Annotated in this window: 15 protein-coding genes and 1 pseudogene; 10 read left to right on the top strand and 6 right to left on the bottom strand. The window is 61.2% G+C overall.

The annotated features are described in order from the left end of the window. Positions 1–37 precede the first annotated feature (37 nt). Both PverR02_RS16265 and PverR02_RS16260 read left to right on the top strand, forming a co-directional pair. Positions 38–1,144, top strand: coding sequence for a sugar diacid recognition domain-containing protein (locus tag PverR02_RS16265; RefSeq protein WP_046489470.1), 1,107 nt, complete (start codon positions 38–40; stop codon positions 1,142–1,144). A 91-nt stretch (positions 1,145–1,235) separates the two neighbouring features. Then, on the top strand, positions 1,236–2,387 hold the full coding sequence (locus PverR02_RS16260) for a glycerate kinase (RefSeq protein WP_079443881.1): 1,152 nt from the start codon (positions 1,236–1,238) through the stop codon (positions 2,385–2,387). Here the strand turns inward: PverR02_RS16260 and PverR02_RS16255 are convergent. From PverR02_RS16255 to ccoN, 3 genes and pseudogenes are all read right to left on the bottom strand, one after another. Then, positions 2,384–3,076 (bottom strand): aspartate/glutamate racemase family protein, encoded by a 693-nt coding sequence (locus PverR02_RS16255; protein WP_079443880.1) that lies wholly within the window; start codon positions 3,074–3,076, stop codon positions 2,384–2,386. The genes PverR02_RS16260 and PverR02_RS16255 overlap by 4 nt on opposite strands. A 90-nt stretch (positions 3,077–3,166) precedes the next feature. Next, a complete protein-coding gene (locus PverR02_RS16250) occupies positions 3,167–3,376 on the bottom strand; it encodes a cbb3-type cytochrome c oxidase subunit 3 (protein WP_046383517.1) in 210 nt (69 codons plus the stop codon). Continuing rightward, positions 3,376–4,804, bottom strand: a pseudogene (ccoN, locus tag PverR02_RS16245) (cytochrome-c oxidase, cbb3-type subunit I). Before ccoN ends, PverR02_RS16250 begins: the two are co-directional and overlap by 1 nt. Before the next feature lie 240 nt (positions 4,805–5,044). On the opposite strand from ccoN, the gene PverR02_RS16240 reads away from it, so the two are divergent. From PverR02_RS16240 to PverR02_RS16225, 4 genes are all read left to right on the top strand, one after another. Beyond that, positions 5,045–6,709, top strand: a complete 1,665-nt coding sequence (locus PverR02_RS16240) for a nitrite/sulfite reductase (protein ID WP_079443879.1) — start codon at positions 5,045–5,047, stop codon at positions 6,707–6,709. Continuing rightward, the gene (locus tag PverR02_RS16235) at positions 6,706–7,170 is read left to right on the top strand and encodes a DUF934 domain-containing protein (protein ID WP_046383515.1); all 465 of its coding nucleotides are present in this window, start codon (positions 6,706–6,708) and stop codon (positions 7,168–7,170) included. Before PverR02_RS16240 ends, PverR02_RS16235 begins: the two co-directional genes overlap by 4 nt. A gap of 68 nt (positions 7,171–7,238) precedes the next feature. Next, complete coding sequence (locus PverR02_RS16230) at positions 7,239–7,733, top strand: hypothetical protein (RefSeq protein WP_046383514.1); 495 nt, start codon at positions 7,239–7,241, stop codon at positions 7,731–7,733. 77 nt (positions 7,734–7,810) lie between these two features. Then, positions 7,811–8,482, top strand: coding sequence for a DUF3313 domain-containing protein (locus PverR02_RS16225; protein WP_026139938.1), 672 nt, complete (start codon positions 7,811–7,813; stop codon positions 8,480–8,482). Positions 8,483–8,495: 13 nt separating this feature from the next. Here the strand turns inward: PverR02_RS16225 and PverR02_RS16220 are convergent, their stop codons facing one another. The 3 genes from PverR02_RS16220 to PverR02_RS16210 form a co-directional block, all read right to left on the bottom strand. Then, positions 8,496–9,896, bottom strand: a complete 1,401-nt coding sequence (locus PverR02_RS16220; protein ID WP_046383513.1) for a DUF1254 domain-containing protein — start codon at positions 9,894–9,896, stop codon at positions 8,496–8,498. A 164-nt stretch (positions 9,897–10,060) separates the two neighbouring features. Then, complete coding sequence (locus tag PverR02_RS16215; protein WP_079443878.1) at positions 10,061–10,426, bottom strand: response regulator; 366 nt, start codon at positions 10,424–10,426, stop codon at positions 10,061–10,063. Positions 10,427–10,573: 147 nt separating this feature from the next. Further along, the gene (locus tag PverR02_RS16210) at positions 10,574–14,308 is read right to left on the bottom strand and encodes a hypothetical protein (RefSeq protein WP_227778656.1); all 3,735 of its coding nucleotides are present in this window, start codon (positions 14,306–14,308) and stop codon (positions 10,574–10,576) included. A gap of 167 nt (positions 14,309–14,475) precedes the next feature. Here PverR02_RS16210 and PverR02_RS16205 point away from each other — a divergent pair, with 167 nt between their 5' ends. The 4 genes from PverR02_RS16205 to PverR02_RS16190 are packed head-to-tail and all read left to right on the top strand — an operon-like array spanning position 14,476 to position 20,587. Further along, positions 14,476–17,973 (top strand): response regulator, encoded by a 3,498-nt coding sequence (locus PverR02_RS16205; RefSeq protein WP_079443876.1) that lies wholly within the window; start codon positions 14,476–14,478, stop codon positions 17,971–17,973. Further along, a complete protein-coding gene (locus PverR02_RS16200) occupies positions 17,974–18,804 on the top strand; it encodes a CheR family methyltransferase (RefSeq protein WP_169884331.1) in 831 nt (276 codons plus the stop codon). After that, positions 18,801–19,400 carry a chemotaxis protein CheB gene (locus PverR02_RS16195; protein ID WP_079443875.1) on the top strand — a complete coding sequence of 200 codons (600 nt, stop codon included), beginning with the start codon at positions 18,801–18,803 and terminating at the stop codon, positions 19,398–19,400. Before PverR02_RS16200 ends, PverR02_RS16195 begins: the two co-directional genes overlap by 4 nt. Next, complete coding sequence (locus PverR02_RS16190; protein ID WP_046383509.1) at positions 19,394–20,587, top strand: hybrid sensor histidine kinase/response regulator; 1,194 nt, start codon at positions 19,394–19,396, stop codon at positions 20,585–20,587. The genes PverR02_RS16195 and PverR02_RS16190 overlap by 7 nt, the downstream gene beginning before the upstream one ends. Positions 20,588–20,605 lie beyond the last annotated feature (18 nt).

The raw sequence follows: 20,605 nt of genomic DNA, 5'->3' as shown, positions 1-20,605 counted from the left end.
CCGATGAACAACCGCCGCTTTCAAGGAAATTAGCCCCATGTTCGAGCTGGATCATGACCTGGCGCAGGATATCGTCGATCGCACCATGGCGATCCTGCCGCATAACGTCAACGTCATGGACAGCCAGGGCCTGATCCTCGGCAGCGGCGAGCCGGAGCGCATCAACACGCGGCATGAAGGCGCGCAACTGGTGTTGGCCAACGGCCGCGTGGTGGAGATCGATGGGCAGACCGCCAAGCACCTCAAGGGCGTGCAACCGGGCATCAACCTGCCGTTGATGCACGACCAGCGCCTGATCGGCGTGCTCGGCATTACCGGCGAGCCGGAGGGGCTGCGCACGTATGCCGAACTGGTACGCATGACCGCAGAAATGCTGGTCAGCCACCGGCATCAGCAAGCCGAGCAACAATGGCGACGCCAGCGCTGCGACGATCTGTTGGCGTTGCTGCTGGCCGACACCGGCGACTCGCCACGCCTGGTGGATGAGGCGCAGCAACTGGGGCTCAAGCCGCAGATGGCGCGCACGCCGTATCTGTTCGAGTTGGGGGCGGGGCAGACGGCGGAAGCGTTGAGTGCCTGGTTGACGTCGCGCTATCCGGACAGTTGGTGCGTCAGCTCCGCGCAGTATTCGCTGCTGTGGTGCCGGCCGGCGGCGGTGCCGGTGGACAATCCGCGCCTGCTGGAAAAGCTCGAAGGCCTGGGCTGGACGATTCTGCGGGTGGCGGTGGGCGGGCAAGCCGATGGCTTGGCGGGGTTGCGTCGTTGTTATCGACGCGTGGGCGACCTGCTGGCCTACGGCCGCGATGTCCTGCCGCATTCACGGCTGCTGACCCTCAACCGCTATCGCCTGCCGGTGATGCTCTGGCGGCATCGCAACGACGATGCCCTGGACGAATTGCTCAACCCGCTGCGAAAAGTGCTGGCCAAGGACAACAACGGCCAACTGCAGGCGACCTTGCGCAGTTGGTGCGAACACGACGGGCAAAGCCAGGCATGCGCCGATGCGTTGGGCATTCACCGCAACAGCCTGCGCTACCGCATGGAGCGCATTGCCGAACTCAGCGGAGTCGACCCGTTGACGCTGGATGGCATGCTCGCGCTGTACCTTGGCGTCCAGCTGCTGCCCCAGGTTTTGTCGGAATGACCAACAAGCCGGGTTCGCACTTGTGCATCGGACCAGCGTCATTGCCGCTGCCAACTGGCAGCATGGGCGGCATAAAAACCGGAGAACGCCCATGAAAATCATCATCGCCCCCGATTCGTTCAAGGACAGCCTGAGTGCCGAAGGCGTCGCCCAGGCCATTGCCGACGGCTTGGCGCAGGTCTGGCCGGATGCACACGTGGTCCAGTGCCCGATGGCGGACGGTGGTGAAGGCACGGTGGAGTCGGTACTCGCCGCCTGCCAGGGCGAACTGCGGCACCAATCGGTGAAAGGCCCCTTGGGCGCTACGGTTGACGCGCATTGGGGCTGGCTGGCCGACAGCCACACCGCACTCATCGAAATGGCCGAAGCCAGCGGCCTGCAATTGGTGGCGCCGGGGCAGCGCGACGCGTGCTCCACGACCACCTTCGGCACCGGCGAGCTGATTCGCGCGGCCCTGGACGCCGGTGCCCGGCGCATCATCCTGGCGATTGGCGGCAGTGCCACCAACGATGGCGGCGCAGGCGCGATGCAGGCACTCGGCGTGCAGTTGTTCGATGCCGAGGGTCACCCTCTGGCACCGGGCGGCCTGGCTTTGGCCCGCCTGGCGCGGATCAGCCTGGAACAACTCGACCCGCGCCTGGCCCAGGTGCGCTTTGAAATCGCCGCCGACGTGAATAACCCGTTGTGCGGCCCCCACGGCGCCTCGGCGATTTTCGGCCCGCAAAAAGGCGCCGATCCGCAGCAGGTCGAACAACTCGACGCGGCCCTCGGCCATTTTGCCGACCATTGCGCCAAGGTCCTGCCCAATGACGTGCGCGACGAACCCGGCAGTGGCGCCGCCGGCGGCCTGGGGTTCGCCGCCAAGGCCTTCCTCGGGGCGCAGTTCCGTGCGGGGGTGGAGGTGGTCGCCGAACTGGTCGGCCTCGACGAAGCGATACGCGGCGCCGACCTGGTGATCACCGGTGAAGGTCGTTTCGACGCCCAGACGTTGCGCGGTAAAACACCCTTCGGCGTGGCGCGCATCGCCCAGCGGCACCAGGTCCCGGTGATCGTGATCGCCGGCACGCTGGGTGAAGGCTACGAGCAGATGTACGCCCACGGCGTGGATGCAGCCTTCGCCTTGCCGTCCGGGCCGATGAGCCTGGAGCACGCCTGCAGCGAGGCACCGCGCTTGTTGCGCGAGCGAGCGGCGGATGTTGCGCGGCTGTGGCGCCGCGCGGCGGGGTCAAGAACCTCGGCTTAGTCCCGTAACGCGAACGCCACCGCTGCCTGCGCATGCAGCACCGTGGTGTCGAGCAGCGGCAGGTTGCTGTGTTCGGGTTTGATCAGCAGGCCGATTTCCGTGCAGCCCAGGATGATTGCCTGGGCGCCGCGTGCGGCCAGGGAGGCGACCACGCGCTGATAGACCTGGCGTGACGCCTCGCTGATCACGCCGACGCACAATTCCTCATAGATGATCCGGTGGACGGCCTGGCGCTCGTTCGCATCGGGCACCAGCACGTTCAGGCCGTGGGCGGCCAGGCGCGAGGTGAGAAAGTCCTGTTCCATGGTGAACGCGGTGCCGAGTAAACCCACGGTCAGGGTGCCGGCGGCGACGGCCGCGGCACCTGCGGCATCGGCAATATGCAGAAAGGGAATCGACACCGCCGCTTCGATCCGCGGCGCCACCAAATGCATCGTGTTGGTACACAGCACCACGCATTCGGCCCCCCCGGCTTGCAGGCGGCGCGCGGCATCCTCGAGGATCAGCGCGGCGTCGTCCCAGCGTCCGGCATGCTGGGCCTGTTCCACCGGACCGAAGTCCACGCTGTACATCAGCAGTTGCGCCGAACGCAGCGGACCGAGCTGGTCGCGCACGCGCTGGTTGATGATGCGGTAGTACTCGGCGCTGGACTCCCAGCTCATGCCGCCGATCAGGCCGATGGTGTGCATGCGATGCTCCTGACAAGAAATATCGCATCACCTTACCCATCGGCCGCCGAATAGTCATACGCAGTTGCGCGCCAAATCAGCGGAGCAGTTTCACATATCCAGATTGCCCCAGCCCGGCCTGGCTTGCTCCGCTGCCACCGCGTGGATCTGTTTGCCGGTGGCCAGCTCCACCCGGCGCGCCACCTCCGGGTCGTCGGCGAACGGAATCAAACTGGCCTCATCCAGCGTCTCCTCGGATTGACCGCGCAAACAGTACTCCACCGCGCCATACAGGCACACCACCATCAGAAAGCTCCACATCAGACGATCCTCGCGTCAAGCTGCGCAACCCGCAAGTCGGCGACCCGCACCGTGCGCCAGGTGTTGTAGGCCATCAGCAGCATGCCGCTGAGAAACAACACGCCACCGGCAAAGCGCACCACAAACCCCGGATGGCTGGCCTGCAAGGCCTCGACAAACGAGTAGGTGAGGGTGCCGTCATCGTTGATCGCACGCCACATCAGGCCCTGGGTAATGCCGTTGACCCACATCGAGGCGATGTACAGCACGGTGCCGATGGTCGCCAGCCAGAAGTGCAGGTTGATCAGCGTCACGCTGTGCATCTGCTGGCGGCCGAAGACTTTCGGGATCATGTGGTACAGCGAGCCGAAGGTGATCATCGCCACCCAGCCCAACGCGCCGGCATGGACGTGGCCGATGGTCCAGTCAGTGTAGTGGGAGAGGGCGTTGACGGTCTTGATCGCCATCATCGGCCCTTCGAACGTCGACATGCCGTAGAACGCCAGCGACAACACCAAAAAGCGCAGGATCGGGTCGCTGCGCAACTTATGCCAGGCGCCCGACAAGGTCATCATGCCGTTGATCATGCCACCCCAGCTCGGCGCGAGCAGGATCAGCGACATCGCCATGCCCAGCGACTGCGCCCAGTCCGGCAGCGCCGTGTAATGCAAGTGATGCGGACCGGCCCAGATGTACAAGGTGATCAGCGCCCAGAAATGCACGATGGACAGGCGATAGGAATACACCGGCCGCCCGACTTGTTTCGGCACGAAGTAGTACATCATCCCCAGGAAACCGGTGGTCAGGAAAAAGCCCACGGCGTTATGCCCGTACCACCATTGCACCATCGCATCGGTGGCGCCGGAATACACCGGGTAGGACTTGAACCAGTCCACCGGAATCGCCAGGTGGTTGACCACATGCAGCATGGCGATCACCAGGATGAACGCGCCGAAAAAACCAGTTGCCCACGTAGATGTGCCGGGTCTGGCGGCGTACCACGGTGGTGAAAAACACAATGGCGTAGGCCACCCACACCACCGTCATCCATACCGCGCCGGAGAATTCGATCTCGGCGTATTCCTTGGTGGTGGTGTAGCCCAACGGCAGGCTGATCAACATGATCACGATGACCGATTGCCAACCCCAGAAGGTAAATGCGGCGAGTTTGTCGGAAAACAGCCGCACCTGGCAGGTGCGCTGTACCGCGTAATAACTGGCGGCGAACTGCGCGCTGCCGGCGAACCCGAAGATCACCAGGCTGGTGTGCAACGGTCGCAGTCGGCCAAAAGTCGTCCAGGGCAAATCGAGGTTCATTTCCGGCCAGACCAGCTGCGAAGCGATCCACACGCCCATGGCCATGCCCACCACGCCCCAGACGATGGTGGCAATCACGAATTGGCGGACGACCTTGTAGTTATAGGCCTGTCCGATTGTTGCTGTGCTCATGCTCAGTCCTCCCACGGTTCCAAGTGGCGGGCACTGTAGGAAGTGTGGGTAAAACAAAACAGACTCAGAAAAAGCTGATTACTACGGATCAGTTTATTCGGCGTGAAAGCACGGCTTATAGCCCATCTGATCCGCTTTTTAAGCCTGCACCTGAATCTTTAATGCCCTGCGCCGCAGGCGCATAGTCGCCCCCCTAGAAGTCGCGCCCTGGGACGCGGCCAACCCTGATGAGGCGGTGATATGTACCAGTATGATGCATACGACCGGGCGCTGGTGTTCGAGCGCGTGGCGCAATTTCGTGATCAGGTCGAGCGTTTTATCGCCGGCGACTTGAGCGAAGAAGAGTTTCTGCCCTTGCGCCTGCAGAACGGCCTGTACCTGCAAAAGCATGCCTACATGCTGCGGGTGGCGATTCCCTACGGCACCTTGAGCGCCGAACAGATGCGTACCCTGGCCAGCATCGCCCGCGACTACGACCGTGGCTACGGCCACTTCACCACCCGGCAGAACCTGCAGTTCAACTGGATCGAGCTGCACCAGGTGCCCGACATCCTCGAACGCCTGGCCCAGGTGGACATGCATGCGATCCAGACCTCCGGTAACTGCGTGCGCAATATCACCACCGAAGCCTTTGCCGGGGTCGCGGCCGACGAGCTGCTGGACCCGCGCCCGTTGGCGGAGATTCTGCGCCAGTGGTCGACCATCAACCCGGAATTCCTGTTCCTGCCGCGCAAGTTCAAGATCGCCATCTGCTCGGCCCGCGAAGACCGCGCGGCGATCATGATGCATGACATCGGCCTGTACCTTTACCGTGATGACCAAGGCGAGATGCTGCTGCGCATGATGGTGGGCGGCGGCCTGGGCCGCACGCCGATCCTCGGCTTGCAGATTCGCGAGGGCTTGCCGTGGCGGCACCTGCTGTCCTACGTCGAGGCGGTGTTGCGCGTGTACAACCGGCATGGCCGGCGGGACAACAAGTACAAGGCGCGCATCAAGATCCTGGTCAAGGCGCTGGGGATCGACGCGTTTTCCCAGGAGGTGGAGGAAGAGTGGCAGTACCTGCGCGATGGCCCGGCGCAGTTGACCGATGCCGAATACGCGCGCGTGGCGTCGGCCTTCGTACCCCCGGCGTATGCGTCGCTCAGCGATACCAGCCTGGCCTACGGCACCGAACTGGCCGACAACCCGGGCTTTGCGCGCTGGGTCAGCCGCAACGTCATGCCGCATAAAGTCGCGGGCTATGCCAGCGTGGTGTTGTCCACCAAACCCGGCATCAGCGCGCCGCCCGGCGACGTCAGCGCCCCGCAAATGGAGGCCGTGGCCGAGTGGGCGGAGCGGTTCGGTTTTGGCGAAATCCGTATCGCCCATGAACAGAACATCGTGTTGCCGGATGTGCCCAAGGAGCATCTGCATGCCGTGTGGCGCCTGGCCTGCGAACACGGCCTGGGCGCGGCGAATATCGGCCTGTTGACTGACATCATCGCCTGCCCCGGCGGTGACTTCTGCGCCCTGGCCAATGCCAAGTCGATCCCCATCGCCCAGGCGATCCAGCAGCGCTTCGATAACCTCGACTACCTGCACGACCTGGGTGACATCAGCCTGAACATCTCCGGCTGCATCAATGCCTGCGGCCATCACCACATCGGCAATATCGGCATCCTGGGCGTCGATAAGAATGGCAGTGAGTGGTATCAGATCACCCTCGGCGGGGCCCAGGGCAAACACAGTTCACTGGGCAAAGTGATCGGCCCGTCGTTCAGCGCCGCCGAGATTCCGGATGTGATCGAGCGCGTGATCAATACCTTCGTGCGCTACCGCGAAAGCGAAGAGCGCTTTGTCGATACCGTGCAGCGCATTGGCCTGGAGCCGTTCAAGGAGCAGGTGTACGCGGAGCAGCCGGCATGAACAATCTGTTGAAGCTTGAGCAGGGGCAGGCGCGTCTGGTGGCGGATGATCCGTGGGTGTTGGTGCGTGACGAGGTGCCGGAGGGCGCTGCACTGATCCTGCCGCTGGCGTCCTATGCGCCGGGGCATGGCGTGTGGCTGGGCCCGGATGATGAGGTCGAACAGCTGCAGCCCTGGCTCGCCACGCTGCCGCTGATTGCCCTGGATTTCCCCAGCTTTCGTGACGGCCGCGCCTATAGCCAGGCCTATCTGTTGCGCACGCGTATGGGCTGGCGAGGCGAGTTGCGGGCGATTGGCGATGTGCTACGCGATCAGCTCAGCCACATGCGCCAGTGCGGGTTCGATGCGTTTGCGGTGCGCGCGGACAAATCGGCTGAAGACGCCCTGAAAGGGCTGGCGGGGATGAGCGTGCAGTACGGGCGTAGTGTGATCGAGCCGCGCCCGCTGTTTCGCAGGCGTTAATCATACGGTGAGTTGCCGCATCTGCCATGATCGCGGTTCGCACTACGGCTCACCCGAGGAAAACCGCAATGGATGATGTACAGCAACTGGGCGAGATGCTTCGTCATTACGCCGATAGCGAAGCGCACAAAAAACAGCAGTTCGAGGTGCAATCGGCGCGCTGGGCGCTAAAGCTCGGCGAGCTGTTCCAGCAGATCGAACAATGGCTGGAACCGGTCAATACCGCTGGTTTGCTTGAAGTCCACCGTGAAGCGTATGTCGCCAGCGGCCCGAGCGTTCCGGTGGAGACATCGCCGTTCAAGAGCGAAAAACTCACCGTGCAGATCACCGGCAAGAATGTGGAGTTCGTGCCGGACGTGATGGGCGTCGGCGGCTTGATTTCGGTGTCGGTCATGGGCCTGACGGCGGCACGGCACGGCAGTGTTTCACTGGTGCTGCCGGCGGACAAAAACGACTGGTTGTGGAAGAAAACCAACGGTTTGAAAGACCCGGACACCTTCGCCTTCAACGCGAACTTCCTGGCCGCACAGTTGCAGAGCCTGATTCCGCGCGAGCGCGGCTGAGCTTTTCAGCGCTTTTTCCCAGGATTGGCTATACCTACAGCTCAACGTTCTGATGATGACTGCCAAGGAGTTCGATGATGAAACTAAGGCTAATGATCAGCACGCTCTGCATCGCCACGATCGGGATGGTGGGCTGTGCCAGCCAAGTCACGCAACCGGATGAGTATTCAGGATTCCTGTCCGATTACAGCCGCCTCAAGCCGGCCAAGTCGCCTTCGGGCGTCGAGGTGCTGCGTTGGGTCGATCCGAAACTGGATATGAGCCGCTACAACGCGGTGTATATCGAACCGACGCAGTTTTACCCCAGGCCCCAAGCCACCGCGAAAATTCCTGAGAGCACGTTGCGTGGCATCAATGACTACTTCAACCAGGCCCTCAAGCGCGAAGTCGGCAAGTCATTGCCCCTTGCCCAAGGGCCCGGCGCCGGAGTGTTAGTGGTGCGTGCGGCGATTACGGCAGTCAGCAGCAAAACCCAGGGTCTGAAACCTTATGAGTTCGTGCCGGTCGCCCTGGTGGCCGCTGCGGTGAGTAGCGGCACCGGCATCCGCGACCAGGACACGGTGCTGGGCACCGAGGCGCAGTTTCTCGACGGCGCCAACGGCAAGGTGGTTGCCGAGGTAGTACGCAAGGGCACCGGCAAGCCGTTGGAAAACGACTCGCAGGTGATGACGCCCAATGACGTGAAAAGCGTGATCGACGGTTGGGCGTCGGATTTGCATCAGTCGTATCTGAAACTGAAAAAGCGGTAAGTCGCTTGCCGTATCACTTCAGTGGCGTCAGCGGCGGCAGCTTCCACTGGCCGTTGTTCGCCTCGGGTTTGGGCAGGTACAGGCGCAACACCGCGTAGAACGGGCCGGGCGGCGCCGGCAACCAGTTGCTCTGTTCGGCTTTTGGCGGTTCGTGGTGTTGCAGCGCCAGGGTCAGGCCGCCATCGGCGTCCAGTTTGAGGTTGGGTAACATCCGCGAATTGATCACATAGCGCTTTTTGTGGTTGGGCACCAGCAACTTGGTCTTGGCGTTGTACAGGGTCAGTGACCAGAAGGCGTCGGCCGGCGGCAGTTGGTCCTTGGCGAAGTGGACGGTGTAGCTATGGCGCGCGCCGTTGGCGGGCTTGCCTTCACTGTCGACGACGTAATTGAAGTAGGTGGCTTCATCGGCAGAGTTGCCGAAAAGCCCCACCTCGGCACCGGCATAGCGGTACAGGTCGTTGTTTTTCAGGTGATCGCGGTTGCCGAACAGGTCGCCTATGGCGACCTGCTGGGTGTCGAGTTTGTCTTTTTTGAACGCCGCGAACTCAGCCTTGGCGTCGGCGATCCCGTCTTCCAGCGCTTTACGCTGTTCGGCGCTCAACTGGTTGACCTTGAACGGCGCACCCGGTGCGATGCCGATGGTGGCAAAGCGTGCGAGCTGGTCTTTCTCGCTGTCCTGGGGGGCAGCGAAGGCGAGCATGAAGTTCAAGTAGCGAAACAGTTGCGGGCCTTCGGTCATGTTGGCCAGCGGCTTGGGCCAATCGATCTTCGGCGCTTTGGCCGGGGCGGCCTGTTTCACATAGCTGCTGAGCGACTGCACTTTGTAGCCATTCTGGATCTGCTTGACCTTGTTCAGGTCCTTTTCATCAAACAACTGCGTGCGGTACAGCGCATAAGCGAGGTTACTTTCGCTATACACCACGCGATCCACATCGACCGGCTGCTGACCTTTCCAGTCGGGTCCGGCGATCATGTAGTGGCCGCCATTGTTGCCGGTGCTGCGCGTGCCCAGGTACGCGAAGTTATGCGTATAGAGGTCGACCAGTTGCACCGAGTAATAGCGGTTGTCTTCGATCTTGGGCAGCGTCAGCACCAGCGGCTCGCTACGCAGGTCCATCCAGACGAAGGAGTAGGGCGTGTCGGGGTTTGGCGTGGCCAGTGTGGTGTCTTTGGGGGTGAAGACCTGGGCGGTGTTGCCAATATGGTTGAACGGCGCCTTGAAGTTGACGCCGCCCTTGTCGACCGCCTGGGTGTAGAGCGTTTTGTACATTTCCACGACCGGGTAACCATACAAATAGGCTTCCTTGGCGATTGCCCGAGCCTCAGAGGGGGTGGCCGTGAAGTCGGCCCAGGCGCCAGAGCTCATGAGTATCGAGAGGCTCGCCAACAGCAGGCGCGTCGGTTTTCCAATCATGTTGTTGCGTCCTTCCAGAGGGCTTGTGAGGAGTACTATTGAATGGTGTGGCAAAGCGGCGAGTTTCCAACTTTATTGGCCGAACGTCACGTTAATCCCGGTATGACGTAGAGCTTGACGTAAAAATGCCGCCCCTGTGGGCGGCATTGGACAAAAACGCAACGTCAGGCTGCGTCAAGCATTTGCTTAACCTTATTGCGCAATTGATCGATGGAGAACGGCTTGGCGATCGATTGCATGCCCGGCTGAACCTCGATGCTCTCGGGATAACCACTGGCAAACAGGACCGGCAGTTGCGGGCGCAGGTTACGCGCCTGGGTGGCCAAGTCCCGGCCATTCATATCCGGCAGGCCGACATCGGTCATCATCAGATCAATGACTTTATTTGTGTCCTCTACGAATTCAAGCGCCGATTTGGCGTCTTCAGCCTCCAGCACACCGAACCCCAGCTCTTCGAGTACATCGACGATCAGCATACGCACAATGGAGTCGTCTTCGACTACGAGAATGGTTGAGGTGGGTGCCGACATAGTGAACATTCCTGAAAAAGTGAAGGTGCTGGGCGCGACAGGTCTAAAGGCAATCCACTAGTGAGTAGCGACAAGGCCAGCAAGTTCCGAAAAATTGCTGGCATTGTGAGCTTCGCGCCGGAGAATGTCGCGTCAGGGGCGGAAAAACTACAACGGGACCGACGCGATACGGTGGACCTGTGCGGAATCGCGGTAGAACTGCATGTCACCGGACTCAAAATAACTCACTTGATACTCAGGCGTGCCCGGATTCGTACCGTAAGCCCGATGCTGAAACGGGCTGGTGCCGCGGTTCAGGGTACGTTCCAGGCCATTTTTCATGGCCTCGGCCGAGTCAAATTGGGCCATCCCGAAATTCGGATCGAAGTAGAACCAGACGGGTTTGTCGTCACGCACCATGACGCCGGCCAGCAGGGCGTGATCCTTCGTTGCAATCCTCAGGCTCCTTGGCGGGCTCGCATCGGTCAGCTCGGTGGCGATCTGATGATAGGGAATCTGCCTGGGCTGCTTGCCCATATGAAAGGTATCCACGTGTTTGACTGCTTCATGAAACGACCTGAGGGTGCGGATGAACTGCGTCGCCGCAGGGTCCTGTGGATCGGCGGCCGCCTTGAACATATTGCCCAGGTAGGTCGTCTCTCGGCCCGATTGCATGGACAGTGCCAGGGTATTGGCGATACCCGCACATTCGCCTGGTGAAGCCAGATTGACTTGGCTGAGGTAAAACTCCTGGGGCATCGGGGTCAAGGTGCCGCCGACGGCGTGGATATCCCGCTGGAACAGGGTAAAGCCTTCCTGGATCAGTCTGACTTTCTTGCGTTCGATCTGTTTGACCAGCGTGCCGACGTCTTCGGCGCCCAGCCACCCACGGGAGATCAGCATCTGAAGCTCGAGAATCGTCGAGTCTGATGAGAAACCCGGCACCTTGTGCGGGTCACCGTTCGCATAGCCGGCGTTGAAGTCGGAAACCTTCTCGGGGCGTTGCGCGCGTTTCAACTCGTTTTCGAACTCTTTGGGTGCATATTGACCGAGTACGGTCGGCGGGCCCTCCGGCGACTGTATTTCGCCCGCCAGCTTCTTGTAGAGCCAGTCGGTGAAGCTCTGGTTGATCTGCCCCTTCGCCGACACCGTGGTGGGTGCGAAGCCCTGGAGTGGCCCGCCGTAGGCGCGCATTTTTTCCGCATCGAAGGCATACCATTGGCCATTTTTCAGCACCGCGGCACCGTCGATACTGTGTTCGCCGATCTTCACGGTGCCTGTGGCGACGACGCCATGCTCGTTGCTGGCGGCTTTGAGCAGGTCGTAACGGCCCGACGCGCCACGCAATGCGTTCACACCTTGCGCGCCTTTGGCGCCGAGGAACTTGAGCCCGCCACCGGCCAGGCGGGCCCCGCCAACCGCCAGGTCGCCTGCGCCGCTCAGCGGGTTGAATGCGCCGAACGTTGCCATGCCGATGACTTTGGCCGACCGTGCCACCTTGGTCGCCGCCGAAACGGTGGTCCCTGCGATCTTGACCACTTTTCCGGCCGCACCCACACCCGCCGTCACGATGCCGAACGCGTCCAGGCTCAGATCGATCAAGCCTTCAGCAATGTTGCCGTTGCGGAAGTGGTTGATCGCGGAGCGCAAAGGGACCAGGTCCAACAGGAAGTTTTCAATCATGTCGGACCGGTTCCGAATATTGTCGTCTGTGGTGAGGCCACGCGCCTGTTGCTTGATCGCCGGATCATCGAGGTTGATATGTTCAACGAAGGCATCGGCGATCAGTTGGACGCGGGGCGAGGCGAAGGTATCGCTGGGTGAATCGCCAGGCGGTGTCTGCTCTGTGTCAAGCGTGGCTTGACCGGCGCTGGGGGTGAACACCTTTGTTTCGGAGACGATATTCGCCTTCCTTGAAGAGCCAGGCTGTGCCTGCCACTGCGGAATACTGCGGATAGCGCCGGCGTTGAAGTCGATCTCATAGGCCGTGGTCACCCCACCGCGCTCGATCCTTACCAGTAGTTCTTCGCCTTTGGGCAGCTCGGTTTTGTCACTGAACAAACCCAGCCCAAGTTTATGGGCGTGATTTTGATAAAAAGTGACGTTGCCATATTCAAAGTTTTTTCGGTCGTCTGCCGGCAACTGGCTGATCAAGTGCTTGATATACGTGCCGACGGCGTTCTTCTTTTCCTCGATCACCTGCTTGAATTGCGACTCGAACGCCGTGGCCACCCCAAACTCGGGATTGGCGTTCAACGCCCCCACGGGGATACGGCTGTCACGGGAGCCGTAGACCGCGTCGGGTCCAACGTCCATCATCGCGACATCCAGCAGCGAGTGCACGCCCGGCACCTGATTTCTACGCCGGATATCCCCGCCCGGCATATGGGTGACGCGAATCAAGGGTTCTTCGAACAGCGCCTCCTTGTCGGGAAAGCGTTGTTTCAGCTCGGCCAATGCCATCGCTTTACGGGACGGGATGTCTTTGTCGAAGGCCTCTGAGGCGGCCAGCATCACGGACTGGCGTTCGCTGAAGCGAGTCACCAGGTTGTTCAGTTCATCGGACGCGTACAGATGCTCGGCTTTTTTCTCCAGCAGGCCATTGGCCGTGCCCCAATCGATCAAGGCGTTGCGTTGAGCGGTGTTCGTCATGTTCACGTCTGCGCCGCTGGCGTGTTCGGCTTCCAGCATGACTGCGGCGAAGTTCATATTGGCGACCCGGCCGGGTATGTGCGCGTCGACCATCGTCGCGGCGATTGCGAGGTTGACCCAGGCCGGGCTGCCAAAGGTCACGCTGTCGGGAATGTCCTTGACCAGAAATACCGGCGCACGACCCGCCAGCAGCAGCTGAGCGGCTGCGCCAGCCAGTTCTGGGCTGGTTTTACCCTGAGCCACCAGGTGTTGGCGCAGGGCATCGACGATCTGGGCGGCCGACTTGCCCCTGAGTGAGTCGTCGGCCAGGTCGAAGCCGGCCACGTTGTTGCGTTGGGGGGCGGTGATGGACTCTGGGTCCAGCTGCAGTATCACGGCCGCGAGCAGGTAATCGAGGCTGCTGCTATCGGTGGCAATGCCCTGCATCTGTTCCTGAAGCGCGTGGCCCAATGATTGTGCTTCTGGCGAACTGACAAGGGCGTTCAACGTCGCGCCCGGGCTCGTCAGCGCTTCGGCCGCGAGAGGGGTTCGATGCCGCAGGAACTCCAGTACTCCGCCAGTGGTGTGCTTGAGCGGCTGTTTTTGCCCAAGAGGGTCGGTGTAATCCTGGGTGCGGGTGCGCAAGCGTTGTTGCTCATCGGCGCTCAAGGGCACCGGCCAGCTGAGGGCGCCGCCCAGGTTACCCAACGGGTGCGCCTGGGATCGGGCGGCCATGGCGTCCGACAGCCCGGTCAGGGATAAATGGCTATAGGGTGAAAGCAATCCTCCCTGGCGATTGATAAAGCTATCCACGCTGGTGCTGCCGCCGACTTCGCTGTGATAAACCGAGTCGGGGTGAACGTCCATCGGCGTGGTCTTGAGGGCTGCCTGCACGGCCGGGGTGGACGCGTCAGGCCCAAGCCGCAGGGCGATTTCGTTGAGTTTGTCGGCGAGTGTTTTAAGGTTGTGATAATGCCCCAGCTTCGCCTTGAGGCTGGCGCTTTGCGCGACGGTGACGCTGGCTGGCGGCTGCACCGTTGGCGCGGGCGAATCGTGGCTGGGGACGGGTGTCAACGTCGGCGGTGTAGCGGCGGGTATTGCGGGTGGCGTGGAGAGCGGCATCAATGAAACGCTGGGGAGGGTTTGCAAGGAAATAGTCATACGAGCACCGTTTTGTTGAACAGAAGGTGAGCGCCTTTCTCGCGGAGTTTCCTTATTCCCAAGACGCTTTAGTCTGTGGAAAGGCTGATCAACCAGGTTCCGGTTCAGCACGGGCGGAGTGTGAGCAACTGAAACTGTGACGGGATATGGGCAGCGTTCAGGGTGCCGTTGCCCGATTGCGCCGTTTCGGGTTGCAGCGGTTCATGGCAGAAAAATAGCGTTCAACCGCAACTTTGGGGCAAACTCCCGGTTTTTCCGCATTTGGCAAAGGCATGCCCATGACTCCCGCGTCGACCGTCGATGAAAAGAGCTTTCGTAAGCTGTTGAGCCGCAACGTCGCACTGCCCCTCGGTGTGGGTGTGCTCAGTGCGGTGTTTTTTGTGTGCCTGATCACTTATTTGTTGTCGGTGATCCAGTGGGTAGAGCACACCGATCGGGTCATCAATAACCTCAACGAAACGTCCAAGCTGACGGTTGACCTGGAAACCGGCATGCGCGGCTTCCTGATCACCGGCGACGAGCATTTCCTCGACCCCTATGAAGTGGCCAAGCCGCGGATCATTGCCGACTTACACAATTTGCAGGAACTGGCGGCGGACAACCCCCAGCAGGTAGATCGCCTCAAGCGTCTGGAAAGCCTGCAACTGGAGTGGAACAACTACGCCCAGTCGATGATTGATATGCAGCGCGAGAACGGCGACTACCGCAGCGCGGTGAAAGCCGGCCGGGGTAAACGCCTGACCGATGAGATTCGCAATGAATACGACGACGCGGTGGCGATGGAGCAACAGTTCCGGATTACCCGCAACGCGGAAGTCACCCGTACCACCCTCATCAGCGTCACCCTGTACTTGGTGTTCGTGCTGGGGCTGAGCGGCTTTCTGGCTTACATTGGTCGTAAAAATTTACTATCACTTTCAGATAGTTACAGTGCGAACTTCGCGTCGCAACAGAAGATCGCATTGCGTCTGGAGCAACAAGCTTGGCTGCGCAATGGCCAGACCGAACTGGCCGAACAGGTGCTCGGTCAACTGACCCTGAACATGTTGGGACGCAATATCCTGCAGTTCTTTGCCCAGTACATGGGCTCGGTGGTGGCGGCGCTGTATGTGCGTGAAGAGCACGGCGGCCTCAAGCGCGTGGCCACCTATGGTTTCTCCCGCGAGCAGGAGCAGCAGGAGCAGGCGATCTACAGCGACGAAGGCATCGTGGGGCAGGCCGCCCAGCTCGGTCGCCTGATTCGCCTGGACGACGTGCCGGTGGATTACTTCAAAGTGAGTTCCGGCCTGGGCGAAGGCACGACCCGCAGCGTGCTGGTGGTGCCGACCAGCGATGACGACCGGATCAACGGCGTGATCGAACTGGGTTTCCTGCGCCCGCTGCAGGAGCGCGACATCGAACTGCTGGAACTCATCGCCGGCAATATCGGTACCTCCATCGAAGCCGCCCGCTATCGCCAGCGCTTGCAGGAAGTGCTGGCCGAGACCCAGCAGCTCAACGAAGAGCTGCAAGTGCAGCAGGAAGAGCTCAAGACCGCCAACGAAGAGCTGGAAGAGCAATCGCGCATCCTCAAGGAGTCCCAGGCCCACCTGGAAACGCAACAGGCGGAACTCGAGCAGACCAACGAGCAATTGGCCGAGCAGACGCTTACCCTGGCCGAGCAGCGCGATGCCATGGACCGCAAGAACGTCGAGCTCAACCAGGCCCAGCTTGAGCTGGAAGACCGCGCCGACGAGTTGCAACGCTCGAGCAAGTACAAATCAGAATTCCTCGCCAACATGTCCCACGAACTGCGCACGCCGCTGAACAGCTCGCTGATCCTGGCCAAGTTGCTGGCGGAGAACCCTCAGGAAAACCTCAGCGCCGAGCAAGTCAAGTTTGCCGAGTCGATCTATTCCGCCGGCAATGACCTGCTCAACCTGATCAACGACATCCTCGATATCTCCAAGGTCGAAGCCGGCAAGCTGGAAATGCGCCCGGAAAACTCCAGCGTGGCGCGTCTGGTCGATGGCCTGCGCGGGATGTTCGAGCCGCTGGCGGCCGATCGCAAGCTGGGGTTCCAGGTGCAGGTGCAGGAAGGTACGCCGACCATGCTCTTTACCGATCGCCAGCGCCTGGAGCAGATTCTCAAGAACCTGCTGTCCAACGCGGTCAAGTTCACCGAGCAGGGCCAGGTCAGCCTGTCGGTGTCCCGCGCGCCGGGGGAGGGCGTCGCCTTTACCGTGCGCGATTCCGGGATAGGCATCGCTCTGGACCAGCAGGAGAGCATCTTCGAAGCCTTCCGTCAGGCCGATGGCACCACCAATCGCCGGTATGGCGGCACCGGCCTGGGGTTGTCGATTTCCCGCGACCTGGCCGCGTTGCTCGGCGGCTATATCAGCGTCACCAGCGAACCCGGCCAGGGCAGCACGTTCACCCTGGTCATCCCGGAGCAGTACGTCGAACGCGAGGAAGACGCTGCGCCTATCGAGCAACCGCGCCAGGTGATTGCCGCCCCGGCGCCCAAGCCCATCGCGGTCTCGCCGCTGCCGGTGGCCGATGCCACACAGATCCCGCGCTTTGCCGACGACCGCGAGAAAGCGCCGTTCGCCACGCGCTGCATCCTGGTGGTGGAAGACGAACCGAACTTCGCGCGCATCCTGTTCGACCTCGCCCATGAGTTGGGCTACCACTGCCTGGTAGCCCATGGCGCGGATGAGGGTTACAGCCTGGCCGAGGAGTACATCCCCGACGCGATCCTGCTCGACATGCGCCTGCCGGACCATTCCGGGCTGACGGTGCTGCAACGCCTCAAGGAACACGCCAATACCCGCCACATCCCGGTGCATGTGATCTCCGTGGAAGACCGCGTCGAAGCCGCCATGCACATGGGCGCCATCGGTTACGCGGTGAAACCCACCACCCGCGAAGAGCTCAAGGATATATTCACGCGCCTGGAAGCCAAGCTGACCCAGAAGGTCAAGCGCGTGCTGCTGGTGGAAGACGATGACCTGCAGCGCGAGAGCATTGCCCGCCTGATCGGCGACGATGACATCGAGATCACCGCCGTCGGCTTTGCCCAGGAAGCCCTCGACCTGCTGCGCACGAACATCTACGACTGCATGATCATCGACCTCAAGTTGCCCGACATGCTCGGCAACGAGCTGCTCAAGCGCATGGCCACCGAGGATATCTGCTCGTTCCCGCCGGTGATAGTCTACACCGGGCGCAACCTGACCCGCGACGAAGAGGCCGAGCTGCGCAAGTATTCGCGCTCGATCATCATCAAGGGCGCCCGTTCGCCGGAGCGCCTGCTCGACGAAGTCACACTCTTTTTGCACAAAGTCGAATCGCAGCTGTCCCATGAACGCCAGAAGATGCTCAAGACCGCGCGCAGCCGCGACAAGGTCTTCGAAGGGCGCAAGATCCTGTTGGTGGACGACGATGTGCGCAACATCTTCGCCCTGACCAGCGCCCTGGAGCACAAAGGCGCCGTGGTGGTGATCGGGCGTAACGGCCATGAAGCCATCGCCAGGCTCAATGAAGTCGATGATATCGACCTGGTGCTGATGGACGTGATGATGCCGGAAATGGACGGTTACGAGGCCACCGCCCTGATCCGCCAGGACCCGCGCTGGAAGAAGCTGCCGATCATCGCCGTGACGGCCAAGGCCATGAAGGACGATCAGGAGCGTTGCCTGGCGGCCGGCTCCAACGATTACCTGGCCAAGCCGATTGACCTGGATCGCCTGTTCTCGCTGATTCGCGTCTGGTTACCGAAGATGGAACGTATTTAAGTGGAACGCAGTTTTTTGGAAAAAAGCAGTGATATTGAGCTGCGCCTGCTGATTGAGGCGATCTACCTCAAGTACAGCTATGACTTTCGCGACTACTCCGGTGCGTCGGTCAAACGCCGTGTGGCCCACGCCCTGCGCCAGTTTGAATGCGCGACGATTTCGGCGTTGCAGGAGCGCGTCCTGCACGATCCGGCAGCGTTCATGCAATTGCTGCAGTTTTTGACGATTCCGGTCAGCGAGATGTTTCGCGACCCCTCGCACTTCCTCGCGATCCGCCAGGAAGTGGTGCCGCTGCTCAAGACGTATCCGTCGATCAAGATCTGGATCGCCGGTTGCAGCACGGGGGAGGAGGTGTACTCCATGGCGATCCTGCTGCGCGAAGAAGGGCTGTTGGAACGCACCATCATCTACGCCACCGACATCAACCCGGCATCGCTGGATAAGGCCAAGCAGGGGATTTTTTCCCTGGAGAATGTGCGTGCCTATACCGCCAACTACCAGCAGGCCGGTGGGCAGCGTTCCTTTGCTGATTACTACACGGCGGCTTACGATCATGCGATCTTCGACAAGACGTTGCGCGAGAATGTCACGTTCGCCGATCACAGCTTGGCAACCGACAGTGTTTTCTCAGAAACTCAATTAATTTCATGTCGCAATGTATTGATTTACTTCAATAAAAAATTGCAGGATCGGGCGTTTGGATTGTTTCATGAGTCGCTGTGTCATCGTGGCTTCCTGGTGCTGGGCAGCAAGGAAACCCTGGATTTTTCCGCCTACAACAAGCAATTCGAGCCCTTGGTCAAACAGGAACGGATCTACCGGAAATCATGAACGACGCTGCCGCCAACCCCATGTGTGGGATAGAAGCCATTGTCGTCGGCGCGTCCGCCGGCGGCGTTGAGGCGTTGCTGAGTATTTTTAGCGATCTGCCGCAGGCCTTCGGGCTGCCGATCATTGCCGTGCTGCACCTGCCGGACGAGCGCCGTAGCCAGTTGGCGGAAGTGTTTGCGCGGCGTTTGCAGATTCCGGTACGCGAAGGCCAGGACAAGGAAGTGATCCAACCGGGCACCTTGTACTTCGCCAGCCCCGGCTATCATTTGTCGGTGGAGCATGACCGCAGCCTGTCTTTGAGCCAGGAAGACCGGGTACACCATTCCCGGCCCGCCATCGATTACCTGTTCGCCTCGGCCGGTGATGTCTACGGCAAGCGCCTGCTGGCCATACTGCTGACCGGTGCGAACCAGGACGGCGCCCAAGGGCTGGCCCACGTCAAGCAATCGGGCGGTATCACTGTCGTACAGGACCCCGACGAAGCACGGATTGCCGTGATGCCGCGGGCGGCCCTGGCCCTGCACACGCCTGACCATATTCTGACCTTGAGCCGCATTGCCTCATTGCTGGCTTCCCTGGAATCTTCCCCATGTTAAGTACTATCCAGGCCAAACTGCTGATCGTCGACGATCTGCCGGAAAACCTGCTGGCCCTCGAAGCGCTGATCAAGCGCGAGGACCGCCAGGTCTTCAAGGCCTTGAGCGCCGACGAGGCCTTATCCCTGTTGCTGGAGCACGAGTTCGCCATGGCGATCCTCGATGTGCAGATGCCCGGCATGAACGGTTTCGAGTTGGCCGAGCTGATGCGCGGCACCGAAAAGACCAAGAACATCCCGATCGTATTCGTCAGCGCCGCCGGCCGCGAACTCAACTATGCCTTCAAGGGTTATGAAAGCGGGGCCGTGGACTTCCTGCACAAGCCGCTGGATATCCATGCGGTGAAGAGCAAGGTCAATGTGTTCGTCGACCTGTACCGCCAGAGCAAGGCGATGAAGCAGCAGGTGGAAGCGCTGGAGCGCAGCCGCCGCGAACAGGAGTTGCTGCTGACACGCCTGCAGGCCACTCAAGCAGAGTTGGAGCAGGCGGTACGCATGCGCGATGACTTCATGTCGATCGTCGCCCACGAAGTCCGCACGCCACTCAACGGGCTGATTCTCGAAACCCAACTGCGCAAGATGCACCTGGCCCGGGACAACGCCGCCGCGTTCACCCTGGAGAAGATGCGCGCCATGGTCGACCGCGATGAGCGGCAGATCCAGAGCCTGATCCGGCTGATCGAAGACATGCTCGACGTGTCGCGCATCCGCACCGGCAAACTGTCGATTCGTCCGGCGCGCTTCGACCTCACGCAACTGGTGCGCAACCTGCTGGAAAACTTCGCGCCGCAAGTGGCCGCCGCCGAGTCGTCCATGCAACTGGAGGCGGAAGGCCCGGTGGAAGGCAGCTGGGATGAATTCCGCATCGAGCAAGTGGTGTCCAACCTGCTGACCAACGCCTTGCGCTATGGGGCCAAGAGCCCGGTGGGCGTGCGGGTGTACAGCGAACACGGCGAAGCACGGCTGGAGGTGCGGGACCACGGGATCGGCATCAGCGCCGACAATCAGAAGCGCATTTTCCAGCAGTTCGAGCGCGTGTCCGCCAGCCATGTGGCCGCCGGTCTGGGCCTCGGGCTGTTTATTTCCGAACAGATCGTCGCGGCCCATGGCGGTACCATCGAGGTGGAGAGCCAGATAGGCGAGGGCGCCCTGTTCCGGGTGTGCCTGCCCCTGGACGCGTCGGCGTGAAAACAATCGTCACTTCGA

Origin of the sequence: Pseudomonas veronii (assembly GCF_002028325.1) — a bacterium.
Classification (GTDB): domain Bacteria; phylum Pseudomonadota; class Gammaproteobacteria; order Pseudomonadales; family Pseudomonadaceae; genus Aquipseudomonas; species Aquipseudomonas veronii.
Note: the sequence above shows the minus strand (reverse complement) of the source record. Positions and strands in the feature narration are given on the sequence as shown.